Here is a 16638-nt window from a genome sequence, read left to right on the forward strand (position 1 = left end):
AAAGCTGCGGAAGTTGCGATTGGTGGTAAAGCCGTTGGCACTGAGCTTGACCGCCAGCAGCTTGGCATTGACCTCGCGAAGGGCGTCCTGCTGGGCGTCAAGCTCTTCGTTTTGCTGCTGCAATCGCATCAGCGGCTGACTCTCAACCGCCATGAGCTGGTCGATGATGTCGCCAGTGGGCAGGCCTGACATCAGTCCGGTGCCGAGCGAAATACCACTCATGAACTACAATCCCTGGCGAGGCTCCGTGTCGTGTGAGCGCGTTATAGGCGCGTGGAATCAGGGGCTCTGTGACCGTTATCGGCCAGCCCGCGCGAGAAAAATGAAGCAAATCGGCAGAATTTTGGATAGCTTCCGTGGCGACTGCGGATGCTCTCGGCAGATGTGGGGTGAGGGCCAGACCACGAAGCGCAGTGGGAGGAAGCGGCGGCGGCCTTTCTAGCTTATTACGCCGAGCACAAGTACGACACGACTGGCCCTTACGCGGGCATCCCGGAGTTGCTTGACAGCCTGGTTGAGCGTGATGTGAAACTGGCGGTGCTCAGCAACAAGCCGAACCCGGCGACGCAGGAAGTGGTTGCGACGCTGTTCAGCCGATGGCCTTGGGAGGCGGTGGCGGGCGCGAAGCCGGGCGTACCGTTGAAGCCCGATGCGGGGGCGGCGCTGGCGGTAGCGGACGAGTTGGGCATCGTCCCCGAGCGGTGGGTTTACGTCGGCGACACGCGGGTGGACATGCTGGCGGGCAAGTCAGCGGGCATGTACACGGTCGGCGTCACATGGGGGTTTCGGGACGAGGCCGAGCTCCGCGAGCACGGAGCAGACGCGATTATCCATCATCCATCACAATTGCCAGCAGCCATCGATCAAATGAGTATTGAAGGGGGCGTCTGACACGTACTCCCCCGGGACGACTCCAGCGGCCGGCGGCGGCCTGGATGTGACGCGTGCGCTTTGACAGTCTATTATCATATCGCCATGCCAGAACCCACGATCACACCCAGCGATGCCCGGCCAATGCTCCAGCCCGTCGGCAGCACGCCGCCATAATTGACGCTCGGCCCGAAGCGCCGACGCTTCTCCCTCGGCTCCGTTTGAGTGTGCCTCATTCATTCACGTACGCGATCCCTCTCGCATAGTTGACCGGGATCGCGACGACCGTTCCGCGACTGTTATCCTCGTTCCGAAAAATTCCAGATGAAGATCATCGACGAAATCAACCGTCGGCGAACGTTTGCGATCATCTCGCACCCGGACGCCGGCAAGACGACCCTGACCGAAAAGCTGCTGCTCTATGGCGGCGCGGTGCAACTGGCCGGCTCGGTCACGTCGCGCAAGAACCAGCGGGCCACCACCAGCGACTGGATGGAACTCGAACGCAAGCGTGGCATCTCGGTCAGCTCGACCGTGCTCCAGTTCGACTATGCGGGCCATCGCATCAACCTGCTGGACACGCCCGGACATAAAGACTTTTCCGAAGACACGTATCGCGTGCTCACGGCGGTGGACGCGGCGGTCATGGTCATCGACGCGGGCAAGGGCATCGAAGCCGAGACACGCAAGCTTTTTGAAGTCTGCCGGCAGCGCGGCGTGCCGATCTTCACGTTCATGAACAAGCTTGACCGCCCGACGCGCGACCCGTTGGAGTTGATGGACGAACTGGAAAGCGTGCTCGGTATTCATGCTTATGCGATGAACTGGCCGCTGGGTACAGGGCCCGACTTCAAAGGCATCTATGATCGCCAGGCAAGCGAAGCGCACCTGTTCGAACGCACGCAACACGGCAGCTACCGCGCGCCCGAAGAGGTCGGCGATATCGATCACCCGCTGATCCGTGATCGCCTGGAAGGTGACGTTCGGGAGCAGGTACGCGAAGAGCTCGCCATGCTTGATGAAGCAGGCGCGGCCTTTGATGTTGAGGCAGTGCGCGACGGCAAGCTGACGCCGGTCTTTTTCGGCAGCGCCATGAATAACTTTGGCGTACAACTGCTGCTGGACAGTTTCCTCGAATACGCGCCCGCTCCGGGGCGTCGCATGGCCGAGTGCGGCCCGATCGAACCGACGCACCCGACCTTTTCCGGCTTCATCTTCAAGATTCAAGCAAATATGGACCCGAGGCATCGGGATCGTATTGCCTTCGTGCGGGTTGTTTCGGGCAAGTTCACGCGTGAGATGACTGTCACGCATGCGCAGACCGGCCGACGGGCGCGTCTTTCCAATGCACAGGCGTTGTTCGGCCGTGAGCGAGAAACCATTGAAGAAGCGTTCCCCGGTGATGTCGTCGGCGTCGTCGGCGGCCGAGACTTCGGGATCGGCGCGACCCTCACGGAAGACCCGGCCATCGTCTACCACGAGATCCCCCGCTTCCCGCCCGAGTGCTTTGCCTATCTGCACAACCCGAACCCGTCCCAGTACAAGCGATTTGACCAGGGCGTTCAGCAGTTGCTTCAGGAAGGTGTGGTGCAATGCTTCGAGCTGCCGCAACGTCGACAGAAGGTGGCGCTGCTGGCAGCGGTGGGGCCATTGCAGTTTGAGATCGTGAAGTATCGGCTTGAAAGCGAGTACGGGGCCGAGGCACGTTTGGAGAGTGCGCCGTGGTCGATGGTGCGATGGTTTGCCCAGTCGATGGACGCCGAATCGCTGGCGAAGCTGTACCTGCCCGGCGGCGTGGAGCACGCGGTCGACACCCGCGGCGAGCCGGCCCTGCTGTTCGCCGACGACTGGCAAGTGCGCTACTTTAATGAACGTAATGCTGATGTGACGCTTTCATAAACCCATGCAATGCCACGCGAGCAACCGCAATGCCATACACTCTGACAAAGTCAACGCGTATTACGCTATTTGCCCTCGGCATCGCGACCATTTTGTTGTCGCTGTTGCCGTGGTTTGCCTGGAGCGAACGATCACGCCGACTTCTTTATGCAGAAGAGGCGGGGCTGTTGGAAGTCGCCAGCGCGGTACTCTGGCTGGGACTGGCGGCGAGCTTGTTCATCATTTTTCGGCCGACCAACTGGCGGGTGACCGCCGCGGCGGTGGTCTGTCTGTTCGCTGCGGCCCGTGAAGCCAGTTGGCATGATCGATTCACGGGTTACAGCGTGATGAAGATCGGCTATTACCTCGATCCGAGCTATCCCTTTGCCCAACGGCTGCTGTTCGCCGTGGCGATCGCGGTTGGCGTGGCTTGTATCGTGATCGTAGGCCTTACGCTTTTTCGTCATCTTCGTGAGAATCCCACTGGCCAGGCGGCCTGGGTGCAACACCTGCTGCTCGTTCTGGTCGTGGGCGTCACCGCCAAGGTGCTCGATCGGTCGCCTGCGATCATTGAAGATGCCACCGGCGTTGCGCTGCCGACGTTGCTGGCTCAGATCATGCACGCATGGGAAGAGGGACTGGAAATGCTTTTGCCTGTGCTGTTGTTTATCGCCGCTTTGTTGTTCGTGCGAGCCCGAATGCTTGAATCGGCATCGGTCGCACACGCGGTAAACGGTTGCCGCGACAGCCAATGACACGGGGACATTGCCTCGCATCATTTCATTGCTGCACATTGTTTATCAAGAGGCGATCAGGTGCGCAGTTCGGCCGGCGCTTCGGAAAACACGCTATCCGGCGGCGCGTCGAGTGCGTTATTGCACTCGGCCAAGGGTGTTCGTCGATGCTTGCGGAACGAACCAGGCGTAGTGCCCATGTATCGACGGAACGCTTTGCCGAAGGCGGCGTCCGTGTCGTAGCCGACCGCTTGGGCGACGAGGCTGATTGTCTCACCCTGAAGCAGGAGGTGGGACGCTTTTTTCATGCGCCACGCCGTGACGTAGCGTAACGGCGGCTCGCCGACGAGCTCGCTGAACTGCGCAGCGAAGGCGGAGCGCGACATGGCAACCGACTCGGCGAGCATGGCGACGCTCCAGTTTTTTTCCGGTGACTCGTGGATCAGTCGAAGCGCTTCGCCGACCTTCGGATCTGTCAGCGCCCGCAGCCAGCCCGACGCCCGGCAGCCGTGCGAGGTGCAGCCCGTGATGTAGGCCCGCACCGCGTGCACGAAGAGAATGTCGGTCAACCGATTCACCACGGTCTCCGATCCCGGCAGATTCGACGCGCTTTCCGACGCAATGAACTGCAGTGTGGACTGAAGCCAACGCACTTCCGCGCCACCTTCGTTGGATTGCAGATGAATGATCGGCGGGAGGCTATCCAGCAGCGGGTTTCGGCCGCCGTCCTCAAACTCAAAGCAACCCCAGATCATCGAGGTGGACGCACCACCGCCGCCGATGTTGAGCATTTTGGTCTTGTCACACTGTGTTCGGCCGATTTCATCGAGTGGCGTAAGCACACTGCCCATTGCATCGCGAAAGCTGTGCAACTTGCCATGCGGCAGGCAAATGAAGTCACCGCCAGCCATGGGAACCGGTTCGGCCAAGCCGTCCATTTCAAGCCAGCAACTGCCGCGTGAGATGACGTAGAACGCGGCGTGGCTCCACGCTTCGGGGACGGTAATTCCCCATGGCGCAGTGAATTCCGCGCGGCCGTAGCAGTGGCTGCGCACGCGAACAGTCTGCATCACGTCGGTCAACACATCCATAAAAAACCTCTCACGAAAGACGAATGGACGCAAAATATGGACGATCACCGTCTATTAATCTTCTGCGTTGGGTGTATTGTAGATCAACAGTCAGGAGAGACCAACATGAATCTTACGCAATCATCGGAATCGTCGGCCGTCCGACGTCGGGTCGGACATGCTGTTCACGCCAGCCGCGGCCTCATCGGGTCGGGAGTGCTGCTGGTGGTTTTCGCGGCGACCGCCGGCTCGCTGGCCGCGTGGAAGTATGCCTCGCTTCAGGCCGCCGCCGCCTCGATCGATCAGCCCGAGCCAGTGGAACTGATCAGCGTTGCGGTCGCGACGGAGTATGTGCATCACCCGATGACCACGTCGATCGGCACGGTGCGGGCGCTGCGTTCGATCACTCTCCGCAACGAAGTGCCCGGCACGGTGGCTCGCGTCGGCCTGACGCCGGGCCAGGTGGTCGACGCGGGCACGCTGCTGGTGGCGATGGACGTGTCGGTCGAACAGGCGGAATTGCGCGCCAGGCAGGCTCAGGCCAATCTGGCGCAGACCCAACTCGATCGCGTCCAGCGGGCGCTGAAAAGCCAGGCCGTGTCCGAAACGGAACTCGACCGGGCGCGAGCAGAGCGCGACGTTGCGCTGGCCGAGGTTGCTCGCCTCGAAGCGATTATTAACCGGAAGACCATTCGCGCGCCGTTCCGCGCACGCGTGGGCATGGTCGATCTGCATCCGGGCCAGTACCTCGAGGCGGGCAGTCGGCTGACGACGTTGCAGGGCGTTGACGAGGCGCTGCATATCGACTTTTCCGTGGCGCAGCGCGTCGCGGCCAAGTTAAGCGAGGGCGATCGTATCCCGGTCGACATCGGCGGCGGCGAGGCCATCGACGCGACCGTCATCGCTATCGATGCCAGGGTTGATCCGGCGACACGCAACGCAATGGTGCGAGCACGCATCGACGCGACGGGCAAGGCGATCCGGCCGGGAGCGTCGGTGCGTGTGCATGTACCAGCGGGCGTCGCGCGGCAGGGTGTCAACGTGCCGATCAGCGCGCTGAGACGTGGCCCGGAGGGGGATCACGTGTACGTCGTGCCCGATGTCGGCGACGTGGCCGAAATGCGCGCCGAGCGGCGAATGGTGCAGGCCGGTGCGATGGTCGGCGATGCCGTCGTGGTCAGCGCCGGGCTCGCGGCCGGCGAACGCGTGGCGGCGTCCGGGTCGTTCAAACTATACGACGGCGTGCGTGTGGACATCGCCGACGACCAGGAACCGCTGGCCAACCTCGCCCGTTGACACGATACGCAGGTACAAGGCGTATTGTCTCAGTCGCTTTGTCTTTCGATCTAACAGGAGCACACATGTCTGAAGCCAGAAAACTACTCGTCCTTGTCGGAAGCCCACGTCGCGATGGAAATACGGCCATGCTGGCTGAGGGCGTGCAACGTGGCGCGGCAGCGTCTGGCACGCAGGCGACGCTCCGCTTTGCGGATGATTACATCACCGACTTTCTACGGGACTGCCGAACGTGTCGTCGATCCGACGGCGAATGCGCGATCAGCGATCGGTTTCGCACACTGTTTCTTGAAGACTTTTTGCCTGCGGATGGCGTCGTCTTCTGCACGCCGATTTACTGGTATGGCATGTCAGGACAGACCAAGACGTTTTTCGACCGCACCTTCTGCTACTACGCAGGGTCGTATCCGCAGTCCGAGGAAGTCCTTGAAGCTATGTGTCGAAAACGCATCGGACTCGTGCTGGCGTCCGAAGAGACATACCCCGGTGCTGCTCTGGGCATCATTCACCAGATCCAGGAATTTTCGCGATACACGCACTCCGAGTTTGTCGGGACGGTTGGGGGGATTGGCAATCGTCGCGGCGAAGTTGCCCATGACCCGCGCGATCCGATGCGGGGCGCTGAGCGGCTCGGGCGTGAGATGTTCACGCGTCATTACGCCGACTACCGCGCGGACACACCTCGTTCAACGGGCGTCTGGTGCGGTTGATTTGCGGGGGGCGTGTGAACGCCACTGACCGTGTTCCATGAAATAGGACAGGAAGGAACGGAATACTAATGAGTGCGCCAGGACTAACGGCTGCCCGGTCAATCACGGACATTTTCATTCGCCACCCCGTGCTCGCGGTGGTGGTGAGCATCGCCATCGTGCTCATGGGTTGGCGGTCGCTTTCGACGTTGCCGGTGCAACAGTATCCGCAGCTTGAAAGTTCGTCTGTGGTGATCACGACGATCTACACTGGCGCGAGCGCCGAGACGGTGCGCGGCTTTTTGACGACGCCGATCGAGCGGGCCGTGTCGGCGATCAGCGGCGTGGACTACATCGAGTCGACCAGCCGCGCGGGTGTGAGCACGGTCACGGTTCGGCTGGACCTCAACCATGACAGCACGGCAGCGCTGGCGGAGGTGACCGCACGGCTGCAGCAGGTTCGCTCGGAGTTGCCTGCCGAAGCAGAACCGCCGACGCTCGAGGTGCAGCGGGCGGATCGGCCTTACGCGTCGTTCTACATCAGCTTTACGTCGAGCGAGCGCAGTGTTTCGGGAGTGACTGACTGGTTGTCGCGCACGCTGCAGCCACAACTCGGCACGCTGCCGGGCGTGCAGCGGGTGACGGTGGAAGGCGGCCAGCCAATTGCGATGCGAGTTTGGATCGATCCGGATCTGCTCGCCGAGCACAACCTTTCGCCGGGCGATGTGCACGCGGCGTTGCGTCGTAACAATTACCTCGCGGCCGTGGGGCAGACCAAAAGCGACATGGTACAGGTGAACCTGCTGGCCAACACCGACTTGCGGACGGTGGAAGAGTTTGAAGACCTGATCGTCGTCGACCGCGGCGGGGCGATGGTGCGCTTAAGCGACGTGGCCCGCGTTGAACTCGGTGCGGAAGAGCCGGACATGGTGGCCAAGTTCAACCATGACGAAGCGGTCTACCTTGGCGTCTGGCCGCTGCCCGGCTCGAACGAAATCGATGTGGCGAGAGCGTTACGCGCGGAGATGGATCGCCTCGAACCGACCTTGCCAGGCGATATCGAGATGGCGCTCGCTTACGACGCGACCACCTTCATGGAAGACGCGCTGCGGGAGATCACCATCACGCTGGCGGAGACGATTCTCATCGTCGGGTTGGTCGTATTCCTGTTCCTTGGCTCGATTCGCACGGCCCTCGTGCCGTTGATCGCCATGCCGGTCTCGCTGATCGGAGCGGGGATTGCCATGTACGCCTTCGGGTTCAGTCTGAACCTGTTGTCGATGCTTGCCATCGTGCTCGCGGTGGGTCTGGTGGTCGATGACGCGATTGTGGTGGTTGAGAATATCGAGCGACACGTTCGACTGGGCAAGTCGCGCGTTGAAGCGGCGCTGCAAGGGTCGCGTGAGTTGGTTCGGCCGATCATCGCGATGACGATCACGCTCGCCGTGGTCTATATCCCCATTGGCTTTCAAGGTGGCTTGACTGGTTCGCTGTTCCTCGAGTTTGCCATCACGCTCGCGGCGGCGGTGGTGACCTCGGGCGTAGTGGCGATCACGCTTTCGCCTTATCTCAGTTCGCGCTTTGTTCACCCGCAGGGCAAGCAGGGCTGGTTAACCGTGTGGGTTAATCGCGGTTTTGACCGCGTTCGCAGCGTGTACGGCCGACTGCTTGACGGAGCGATGCAGATGCGCGGTGCGATCGTGTTGACGTCGCTGCTGATCATGGCGGCAGCCTGGCCGATGTATATGTTCTCCCGCCAGGAGCTGGCGCCGATTGAAGATCAAAGCCACATCAGCCTGTTCCTCGAAGCTGCGCCTGACTCGTCGCTCGCGGCGGTCAATCGCGAGTCGGCTCACGTGATCGACGTGGTGAACGCGTTTCCTGAAGCGAAGTTTATGTGGTCGTTGACGATGCATTGGGGCGGCTTCGGCGGATTTGTCGCGAAGGACTGGCGCGAGCGCGATCGCTCCACCGAGCAGATCTATGGTGAGTTGTTCGGGGCCGTGTCACAGATACCGGGTTTGCGCGTGTTCCCTCGGCTCGATCCGCCGCTGCCTACGCCGGGGCAGTATGACGTTGAGCTGGTATTGCAAAGCGATGCGACGCCTGAAGAAATGCTCGAAACGGTTGCGGCCATCGTCGACGCTGGCTGGCAGAGCGGGAAGTTTCTCTATGTTGATACGGATCTGAAGATCGACCTGCCGGAGGCGCACGTGGTGATCGATCGCGAGCAGGTGGCAGACCTCGGTCTCGATCTCGCGGGCGTGGGGCAGGAACTTGGTACGCTGCTCGGCGGCGGGTATGTCAACCGCTTCAACTATTTTGATCGCAGCTACAAAGTCATCCCGCAGATTGGCGAGGAAGGCCGAGCGACGGTCGGCCCGCTGCTTGACCTGAAGATCAAAACGCCCGCCGGCGATCTCGTCCCGGTCTCGACGTTTACGCGAATCGAGACCGGCACCGCTCCGCGCACACTTGATCGCTTTCAGCAGCGAAACGCGGTGCGCGTCTTCGGCGGCGTGAATCCGGGGGTCACCAAGGAAGAAGGGCTACGCGTGCTTGAAGACGCCGCGATCGCAGTGGCCGGGCACAACGTCGTGCTCGACTACGCCGGTGAATCGCGGCAGATTCGCCTGGAAGGGTCGGCCCTGCTCGTCACGCTCGCGTTCGCGCTGGTGTTGATATATCTAACCCTCGCAGCGCAGTTCCAGAGCTTCCGCGACCCGCTGATCGTGTTGCTGGGCTCCGTGCCGTTGGCGATCTCGGGTGCGCTGATGTTTAGCTTCCTCGACCTGACGACGATGAACATCTACTCGCAGGTCGGGTTGGTAACACTGGTGGGGTTGATTGCGAAAAACGGCATCCTCATTGTCGAGTTCGCCAATACGTTGCAGGAGCGCGGCCTTGAGAAGGCATCGGCGCTGCGCGAAGCGGCACAGACGCGGTTGCGGCCCGTGCTAATGACATCGGCAGCCACGGTATTCGGCCACATGCCTCTGGTGTTTGTCAGCGGGCCCGGTGCAGGGGCGCGCAACAGCATCGGCACGGTGCTGGTGGCCGGGATGCTCGTGGGCACGATGTTTACGTTGTTTGTTGTTCCAGTGTTTTATTCGTTGATTGCGGCAAAGCGTCAGCCCATTGCTGACGAAATGAGTCGTGAAGTCGAAACGCCGGCGTTTGCGACCGGCTCGATGGAAGCAGGTTTGACATGAATATGCAAAACTTCCAGACGAATTGGATGACTCATCTGATTACGGTGACGGCGACGGTCATGGTCGGAGGCTGCACGGTCGGGCCTGATTATGAATCGCCGACGATTGACATGCCCGCGACGTGGGGTTCGCTGAGTGATGAGGCTGTGGTGGACGATCACGCGGTGATACCCACGAGTGAATCGAAGTCGTTGGCGACGTGGTGGTTGGCGTTTGAAGACGAAACGCTCAGTGCGCTGATCGAGCGAGCCGTACGCACCAACCTTGACCTGCATGTGGCACAGGTGCGTGTGCGTGAGGCGCGAGCGCGGCGGGGCATCGCCTCGGCGGACCTGTTGCCGACGGTGTTCGGCGGAGGTGCATACACGCGCAGCCGAACGAGTGCCAATGCGTATGACGACCCCACCGCCGGCACGGAGGCCAGCTTGTACCAGGCTGGTTTCGATGCGATCTGGGAGGTGGACGTTTTCGGGGGTGTGCGACGCAATGTCGAAGCGGCGGCTGCGGATATCGCCGCGAGCATTGAAGATCGGCGCGACGTGCTCGTCACACTGCTGGCCGAGGTGGCGCAGAACTACGCAGAGTTGCGCAGCTATCAACGACGAATCGCAATTGCGCAAGCCAATCTGGAAGGCCAGCGCGAAACGCTCGCGATTACGCGCATGCGTTTGGACGCCGGGTTGGTCAGCGACCTTGATGTCACGCGCGCCCGAGCACAGGTGCGTACGACCGAGTCGCAGATCCCGGCGTTGGAAAGCGCGGCGAGGCAGTCCATTCATGCGTTGAGCGTATTGCTTGCCGAGCCGCCGACGACGCTGGTGGCGGCGTTGTCTATGAGCAGGCCGATGCTGGCCGCGCCGGATGACGTGCCCGTCGGCTTGCCATCGGAGTTGTTGCGACGTCGGCCTGACATTCGCCGAGCCGAGCGCGAACTGGCCTCGATCACTGCCCGGGTGGGTGTCGCCACGGCGGAGTTGTTCCCCCGTTTTTCGCTGACCGGCTCGCTGGGATTGTCCAGCTCGCAGTTCAGCGATCTTGGCGATTATGGCAGTCGATTCTGGTCGTTTGGTCCGAGCGTGAGCTGGCCGGTGTTCGACTTCGGCCGCATCCGTAGCAACATTGACGTGCAGTCGGCTCGCGAGGAGCAGGCGCTGCTGCGCTACGAACAGGTTGTGCTCACCAGTTTGCGCGAAGTGGAGGATGCTCTGGTTGCCTTCACAAAGGAGCAGTCACGCCGCGTAGCACTCGCCTCAGCGGTTGATGATAACCGTCGCGCCGCCGAACTTGCTGACGAACTTTACCAACAGGGTCTTACCGACTTTCTCAGCGTTCTTCAGTCACAGCGCGATCTGTTGATATCGGAGGACGCATTGGTACAAAGCGATCGCGCGGTGGTGACGCAACTGGTGAGCCTGTACAAAGCGCTCGGCGGCGGCTGGGAAGCGGAGACGATGGTGTATTAAAGGCGATCGTATTATGAAACGTGATATGGGCCCATTGCGTTGTAGGCAAGGCGCACTTGTGATGGGGCTTTGCCGTGCTCATCGAACAACATCAGTTCGTTGGGTTTGTCGGTATGCAACCAGGGTTCGGGGAGATAGTGGTGGCGTTGGGGCGGGACGGGCTTGCCCTCGGGCGTGGTGAGGAAGTATCGGCCGACGTTGTGGCCGTTGAGGTAAATCTGTCCCTTGCTCATGCCCCGCGGCTCGCACCACAACGGCGCGTCGGTGCGCTTGGCATTGAAACGGGCTCGGAACCAGGCGGGCTGGTCGGGCAATGTTTTTGGCATATCTGCGAACGCGTCTTCGGCGGGCGGCCCCCAGGGACGGAAGGCCCACTGGCCGCGGTTGGTCAGTGTCTGGGTGACTTCGTATAGCGTCACGATCTGGTCGAGCTTGTGGCTGGCATTTAGTGGTGTGAACAGTGCCAGGGTGAGCGTGTTGACGCCGCCGGTCATCGCGCCTTCGCCGGGCTGGAGCACGAGTTGCATCGCGTCGGCCGACTGTTCGGGATGATGGAAGGCGATCGGCGTGTCATTGAGCAGCAGCAGAGCGATGCCGGGCAGGTTGCTCAGGTGGAGAATGTAGGGTCGTTTGCCTTTGGGCTTGAACTTCCATCGGATGACATCGCCGCTTGGTCGATCACCTTCGCGCATGCCGGGGAGATAGCCGACGAATTCGAACGGGTCGGGTAGACGTTCGTTGGTGATGTCGGGTTTGGGCAGTCGGCTGGCGTTGACTTGATGGATGTGGCCGAAAAGCCCCTTCCGCGGGTTGAGGTGCGCGCCATCACACGCCCGGCCGAGGTTGTCAGCAAGGACGACGACGTCGCCGGCCAGCCGAAGCTTGCTCGGCCCGGACGTTGCGCCGGGTCCGCGGCCGAGGATGTCAAGTCGCTTGCCCTGGCTGAACAGATGCAGGCGGTCGGCGGCTTCGGGGGCGAGGGCGTAAGCGGATTTGGCGGCGCCGATGCCGATGCGGTACCAGCCGTAGCCCTGGTTTTGGCCGAGTTGCTCGAGGCTGGCCGGTCCGTCGATTTTCTCAAACGCGTCGTCCGAGCCGTCGACGATGGCCTGCTGCGAAGCGTGTTGCCAACTGGTGAGGCGGGGGGCGACGGAGCGTGTTGGGGTGGTGGGGCGGTGGGTGGTGAGTTCGCCATCAAGCGAGACGAAGGTCATCGTCTGCCAACCCTTGGCGAACATGGGCTCGCCATCATCATCAAGCCCGGCACAACCGACCGCGAGGCCCGCTTCGCATGCGTAGGTCGCGTCGATCTGTTTATCGTTGAGCACGACGACGGTCAGGTCATCAAGCTTTTCAATGGCGGGCTGCTTGTTGGCGGGCACGGTGATCTGCAGTTCAACGCCGTTGAGGTTGACCGTGCCTTCCGCGCCGGCGGGGCCGAAGAGCACGAGCATCTGCCGCGCGAGGAAAGCCCATGGTCGGAGGTTGGTGTGTTCGAGCTGCGCGACGCCGCCGAGATTGGTCTGCAACAGCAGCCAGGCGGCGCGGTCGTCGCCTAAGGGGACGGTGAGGGTCAGGCCGTTGTGCAGGAGGAGGTCGACGGTGTCGCGTTTGTCTTTTTCGTCTCGCATGATGAAGACGACGTCACCCTGACTGCCGCGCTGGTGAGCGACGGCGAGGGCGTGGCGGTCGGCTTCGGGGCTGGGCATGACGTGGGCCGAGCCTGGCGTGAGGTTGGCGAAGACATGATGGAACTGGCTGGCGAAGGTGGCGATGCGTTTGACGGCGGCGTACTTTTCGCCGCGGCCGCCGGCTTCGAGCAATGGGGCGTCGACGTCGTGGCTGGTGGTGATGTAGCGGTCGTGACCGAGCAGGGTCTGGCCGGCGTTGAAGGCGAAGTTGGTCCCGCCGTGGAATGGCATGAGGTTGAACTGCGCACCGCTGGCGAGTGCGTGGGCGATGCGTTCGAGCAGTTGGTCTGCGTCGATTGCGCGCGGCCGACGCTCGCCCCAGTGGTCGAGTCGGCCGGTGGGCAGCTCGCTGACGAAGCGCGGCGTGTCAGGCTGTACGATGGCGAGCTGGCGCAGGTCGGGCATGAGGTTATCGCTGGCGTGCCAGGTGTCGATCGTGCCGTCGATGCGCTGCCAGAGATTGTTGGCGTTGCAGATGGGCACCATGCAGCCGTTCTCGCGGAGATAGCGAACCAACTCGCCGAGGTATCGTTGGCCCTGCACGTTGTTATGGCATAACCATTCGTTTTCAACCTGCATCATGATCACCGGCCCGCGGCCGCCGCCGAGGTAGCCGCCCGCGGCGTCGCCGGGCACGTTGCCGGTGGGCACGGCAGGGGGCAGGCCCTCCGTCGGTGTGGTCAATTGCAGATCGCGAACTTGAGCCATGACCGCGCCGAAGTAGCGGGCACAGGCTTCGAGATAGGGGGGGCTGGCTTCGCGAAGCGTGAGGTCGCCGTGGGTGGTCAGCCAGGCCGGGTGGCCGGCGAAGTCCCAGCCCGTACCAATGAACGGGCCCGGCCGAAGCGTGCAGTACATCCCCTCGTCGCGAACAATCTCGACGAATCGGCGAAGGTCGCGCTCGCCCGAAAAATCAAACTTGCCCGGCTGCGGTTCGTGCAGGTTCCAGAATACGTACGTATCGATGCAGTTGAGCCCGGCCTGCTTCGCGGCACGAATGCGCGGCCGCCACAGTTCGCGCGGCACGCGGGCATAGTGGATCGCTCCACTGACCAGCCAGGTTCTTCGGCCATCTACGATCAGGCTTTGACTGTCGAAGGTAATCGTCGACATAAACTCCCCTCAGCGAGGCACGCTTGCGACAACCATAGACGCAGCGACCGTCGCTTGCAATCGTCACTCGGCCAGTTACTTCTTGCTCAACGCGCCCCCAACCACTGAACCAGCGCCAGCACCATGGCCGCCGCCACCAACGCCACCGCCGCCGCAAGACGCACCAGTTCCAGCCGCCAGCCCGCCATCCCCAGCAACCATCGGCCGCCCGGCCAGTGCGCCCACGCCGCCGCCAGCGGTGCCCCGGCCAGCAGCCCCGCCTGCACATTCGTCATCGCCGTGGTGTGAAACCGCCCCATCATCACCATCGCCAGCACCAACGGCAGCGCGACATCCACCGCCCCGGTCAGCCCATGGCGGAACCGAAACGCCAGCACCACCAACCCCCCGCCCAGCAGCACCGCCGCGAGCGTCATCGTCCACTGTGCCTGTGTGAAGTTATACGAGAGCAACGTCGCAACCGATGTCCCCGCGGCCGTGATTGCGAGCACCATCGGGAGAGCCCGCCCCCCAAACCCGCCGCCTCGCCTCGCCACACCGTGCATCGCCCACCAGCAAAGCAGCACTGCAGCGCTGAGCCCGATGAGCCATGTCACCGCCTCAAGCCGGTCCCAGTGATAACGTAAATGCGCCTGCAACAGCAGCGGCGGCAGCCCCACCGCCACCACCCCGCGCACCACCCACCCCATCGCTGGCTGCAATCGCAATCGACTCACCACCACCGCCGCCACCACAACGGTCGGTACACCCACAACGAGCAACCACTGATGCGCCTGATTCGGCGGGATGCGCGGCAGCCCCGACCGGGCAAGGTAGCCCGTCACCATGGCGCACAACACCGCCAGTGCCCAGCCCAGGCATCGCGTCGGCAGCAGCGCACCGGCCGCACCGAGTGCCAATGGCAACGCAATGCCCAGGCCGAGCCAGGTCGGGTCGATCACTCGCGGATACCTTCGATCGCGATCAGCATCGTGACTTCATCGCCCACCAGGTCGAGCATTTCGTCCATGCCGTAGTCGCTGCGGTTGAGTGTAAATTGTGTGTGGAAGCCGGTGCGGTGTTCGCCATGCATGCCTTCGCCTTCGCCGGTCTTGACCAGGTCGACGGTGATCTCATGCGTTTCGCCGTGCAGTGTCATGTCGCCGGTCACTTTGTAGCCGTCTTCATCTTCCAACGGCTCGGCCGACGTGCTCTGGAACGAGATGGTGGGGAATTCGGTCGCGTTGAAAAAGTCGCTGGAGCGCAGGTGCTCATCGCGCTGCGCGTTGTTCGTGTCGATACTCGTGGTATTCACTGTGAATGAGAAGGTTGGCTCGTCGCCCAACTCGTATTCGCCGGAGACTTCGTTGAACCGGCCGTACACCGGTGCGACGTCAAGGTGCATGACATGAAAGTAGATGCTTGTATGTACCGGGTCGACTTCGTAAGTCTCGGTCTCGGCAGCAGCGTCGTCGGTCCACGCGAGCGTTGCCATACCAACCAGCGCGACCGCCAGCACCCAACCACTCCTACGATTCCATCGTGTGTCTGTCATCAGAATGTTCCCTCAATCTAGAACCATCGAATCATGCGAACGCGCGTCCGCCATTACCATGTTTGACTTACAACTCAGCGTGCCCATTTATTCCCTGCGTGATGATAGGGTACGCCCCGTTGCCTGTAATGGTTTGATCGTTGTCGAATTCTTGACCCTCCGCACCGCCACCTCTACACTGCTTTCAACGTCGGCTGAGGGGACGACTCGATGGCAACTTGCCGACGACTCTCCCTTCTACCGTCAGCAGCCCGTCATGCGACGTGTTGCACTGGACGTTCCCCACCCAAGCCAGCAAGGAGACTGTTATGGCTTTTTCGTTACCCGACCTTCCTTATGCCCACAATGCGCTCGAGCCGGTGATTGATGCCAAGACGATGGAAATCCATCACGGCAAGCATCACCAGAAATATGTCGACGAGCTGAACAACGCCGTCAAGGGCACGGAGTGGGAAAGCAAGAGCATCGAAGAGATCTGCAAGAACATCAAAAACCTGCCCGCTGACAAGCAAGGCCCGGTGCGGAACAACGGCGGCGGCCATTTCAACCACAGCTTCTTCTGGCCTCTGCTCACCACCCCCGGCAAGGGCGGCTCGCCGTCGGGTGAACTGGCGAAGAAGATCGACAGTGATCTCGGCGGTATGGACAAGCTCAAGCAGGACTTCGAAACCGCCGGTGCCAAGCGCTTCGGCTCCGGCTGGGCCTGGGTCTGCGTCAAGAGCGACGGCAAGCTCTGCGTCTGCTCCACTCCCAACCAGGACAACCCATTGATGGAAGGCATCGCCGAATGCCCCGGCACGCCCATCCTCGGCGTCGACGTCTGGGAACATGCCTACTACCTCAACTACCAGAACCGCCGACCCGATTACCTCAAGGCCTTCTGGGACGTGGTCAACTGGTCGCAGGTCGAGAAGAATCTCGCCAACGCAAAGTGACCGCCTGATCGCTATCGATGATCCATAAAACAGCCCGCGCATCACACGATGCGCGGGCTGTTGTTTTTACGAACTCAAACGGCTCGGACGTGAATCTCGGGTGCGCTGGAAGCCCACGGATTCAATCCGTGGGCTTCGCTGTGCAATCGTGCG

The 16638-nt window shown here is 61.9% G+C and carries 13 protein-coding genes and 1 pseudogene; 8 read left to right on the forward strand and 6 right to left on the reverse strand.

Annotated elements, in window-relative coordinates:
- The coding region (locus ACERK3_19480) for a flagellar cap protein FliD N-terminal domain-containing protein (protein ID MFA9480455.1) at positions 1 to 222 on the reverse strand (222 nt) is incomplete at its 3' end.
- Positions 223 to 429: 207 nt separating this feature from the next.
- Here ACERK3_19480 and ACERK3_19485 point away from each other — a divergent pair.
- Positions 430 to 891 (forward strand): annotated as a pseudogene (locus tag ACERK3_19485) (HAD family hydrolase).
- Between the two features lie 74 nt (positions 892 to 965).
- Here the strand turns inward: ACERK3_19485 and ACERK3_19490 are convergent.
- The gene (locus tag ACERK3_19490; protein MFA9480456.1) at positions 966 to 1106 is read right to left on the reverse strand and encodes a hypothetical protein; all 141 of its coding nucleotides are present in this window, start codon (positions 1104 to 1106) and stop codon (positions 966 to 968) included.
- Positions 1107 to 1194: 88 nt separating this feature from the next.
- Here ACERK3_19490 and ACERK3_19495 point away from each other — a divergent pair, with 88 nt between their 5' ends.
- Together ACERK3_19495 and ACERK3_19500 are read left to right on the forward strand one after the other, a co-directional pair.
- Positions 1195 to 2769 (forward strand): peptide chain release factor 3, encoded by a 1575-nt coding sequence (locus ACERK3_19495; protein MFA9480457.1) that lies wholly within the window; start codon positions 1195 to 1197, stop codon positions 2767 to 2769.
- Positions 2770 to 2798: 29 nt separating this feature from the next.
- Positions 2799 to 3503, forward strand: a complete 705-nt coding sequence (locus ACERK3_19500) for a hypothetical protein (protein ID MFA9480458.1) — start codon at positions 2799 to 2801, stop codon at positions 3501 to 3503.
- A 56-nt stretch (positions 3504 to 3559) separates the two neighbouring features.
- On the opposite strand, the gene ACERK3_19505 is transcribed toward ACERK3_19500, so the two are convergent.
- Positions 3560 to 4573 (reverse strand): AraC family transcriptional regulator, encoded by a 1014-nt coding sequence (locus ACERK3_19505; protein ID MFA9480459.1) that lies wholly within the window; start codon positions 4571 to 4573, stop codon positions 3560 to 3562.
- Between the two features lie 105 nt (positions 4574 to 4678).
- Between ACERK3_19505 and ACERK3_19510 the strand changes: the two genes are divergently transcribed.
- The 4 genes from ACERK3_19510 to ACERK3_19525 all read left to right on the forward strand — a co-directional run bounded on the left by ACERK3_19510 (position 4679) and on the right by ACERK3_19525 (position 11212).
- A complete protein-coding gene (locus ACERK3_19510; protein MFA9480460.1) occupies positions 4679 to 5848 on the forward strand; it encodes an efflux RND transporter periplasmic adaptor subunit in 1170 nt (389 codons plus the stop codon).
- A gap of 65 nt (positions 5849 to 5913) precedes the next feature.
- Positions 5914 to 6558 (forward strand): flavodoxin family protein, encoded by a 645-nt coding sequence (locus tag ACERK3_19515; protein MFA9480461.1) that lies wholly within the window; start codon positions 5914 to 5916, stop codon positions 6556 to 6558.
- Between the two features lie 68 nt (positions 6559 to 6626).
- Entirely contained in the window at positions 6627 to 9749 is a 3123-nt protein-coding gene (locus tag ACERK3_19520) for an efflux RND transporter permease subunit (GenBank protein ID MFA9480462.1), read from the forward strand.
- The gene (locus tag ACERK3_19525) at positions 9746 to 11212 is read left to right on the forward strand and encodes an efflux transporter outer membrane subunit (GenBank protein MFA9480463.1); all 1467 of its coding nucleotides are present in this window, start codon (positions 9746 to 9748) and stop codon (positions 11210 to 11212) included. Before ACERK3_19520 ends, ACERK3_19525 begins: the two co-directional genes overlap by 4 nt.
- 11 nt (positions 11213 to 11223) lie before the next feature.
- On the opposite strand, the gene ACERK3_19530 is transcribed toward ACERK3_19525, so the two are convergent.
- The 3 genes from ACERK3_19530 to ACERK3_19540 all read right to left on the reverse strand — a co-directional run bounded on the left by ACERK3_19530 (position 11224) and on the right by ACERK3_19540 (position 15550).
- Positions 11224 to 14016 carry a beta-galactosidase gene (locus ACERK3_19530; protein MFA9480464.1) on the reverse strand — a complete coding sequence of 931 codons (2793 nt, stop codon included), beginning with the start codon at positions 14014 to 14016 and terminating at the stop codon, positions 11224 to 11226.
- 86 nt (positions 14017 to 14102) lie between these two features.
- A complete protein-coding gene (locus tag ACERK3_19535) occupies positions 14103 to 14957 on the reverse strand; it encodes a hypothetical protein (GenBank protein MFA9480465.1) in 855 nt (284 codons plus the stop codon).
- On the reverse strand, positions 14954 to 15550 hold the full coding sequence (locus ACERK3_19540; protein ID MFA9480466.1) for a YceI family protein: 597 nt from the start codon (positions 15548 to 15550) through the stop codon (positions 14954 to 14956). Before ACERK3_19540 ends, ACERK3_19535 begins: the two co-directional genes overlap by 4 nt.
- Positions 15551 to 15858: 308 nt before the next feature.
- Between ACERK3_19540 and ACERK3_19545 the strand changes: the two genes are divergently transcribed.
- Complete coding sequence (locus ACERK3_19545; protein ID MFA9480467.1) at positions 15859 to 16485, forward strand: superoxide dismutase; 627 nt, start codon at positions 15859 to 15861, stop codon at positions 16483 to 16485.
- The last annotated feature ends 153 nt before the right edge of the window (positions 16486 to 16638 follow it).

It is taken from the genome of Phycisphaerales bacterium AB-hyl4 (genome assembly GCA_041821185.1).
Classification (GTDB): domain Bacteria; phylum Planctomycetota; class Phycisphaerae; order Phycisphaerales; family Phycisphaeraceae; genus Natronomicrosphaera; species Natronomicrosphaera hydrolytica.

Excerpts from the sequence above, each read along its gene's own strand:
- ACERK3_19530 (MFA9480464.1), bottom strand. The coding sequence starts at position 14,016 with ATGTCGACGATTACCTTCGACAGTCAAAGCCTGATCGTAGATGGCCGA.
- ACERK3_19490 (MFA9480456.1), bottom strand. The coding sequence starts at position 1,106 with ATGAGGCACACTCAAACGGAGCCGAGGGAGAAGCGTCGGCGCTTCGGG.
- ACERK3_19495 (MFA9480457.1), top strand. The coding sequence starts at position 1,195 with ATGAAGATCATCGACGAAATCAACCGTCGGCGAACGTTTGCGATCATC.
- ACERK3_19505 (MFA9480459.1), bottom strand. The coding sequence starts at position 4,573 with ATGGATGTGTTGACCGACGTGATGCAGACTGTTCGCGTGCGCAGCCAC.
- ACERK3_19540 (MFA9480466.1), bottom strand. The coding sequence starts at position 15,550 with ATGACAGACACACGATGGAATCGTAGGAGTGGTTGGGTGCTGGCGGTC.
- ACERK3_19545 (MFA9480467.1), top strand. The coding sequence starts at position 15,859 with ATGGCTTTTTCGTTACCCGACCTTCCTTATGCCCACAATGCGCTCGAG.
- ACERK3_19515 (MFA9480461.1), top strand. The coding sequence starts at position 5,914 with ATGTCTGAAGCCAGAAAACTACTCGTCCTTGTCGGAAGCCCACGTCGC.
- ACERK3_19525 (MFA9480463.1), top strand. The coding sequence starts at position 9,746 with ATGAATATGCAAAACTTCCAGACGAATTGGATGACTCATCTGATTACG.
- ACERK3_19520 (MFA9480462.1), top strand. The coding sequence starts at position 6,627 with ATGAGTGCGCCAGGACTAACGGCTGCCCGGTCAATCACGGACATTTTC.
- ACERK3_19510 (MFA9480460.1), top strand. The coding sequence starts at position 4,679 with ATGAATCTTACGCAATCATCGGAATCGTCGGCCGTCCGACGTCGGGTC.
- ACERK3_19500 (MFA9480458.1), top strand. The coding sequence starts at position 2,799 with ATGCCATACACTCTGACAAAGTCAACGCGTATTACGCTATTTGCCCTC.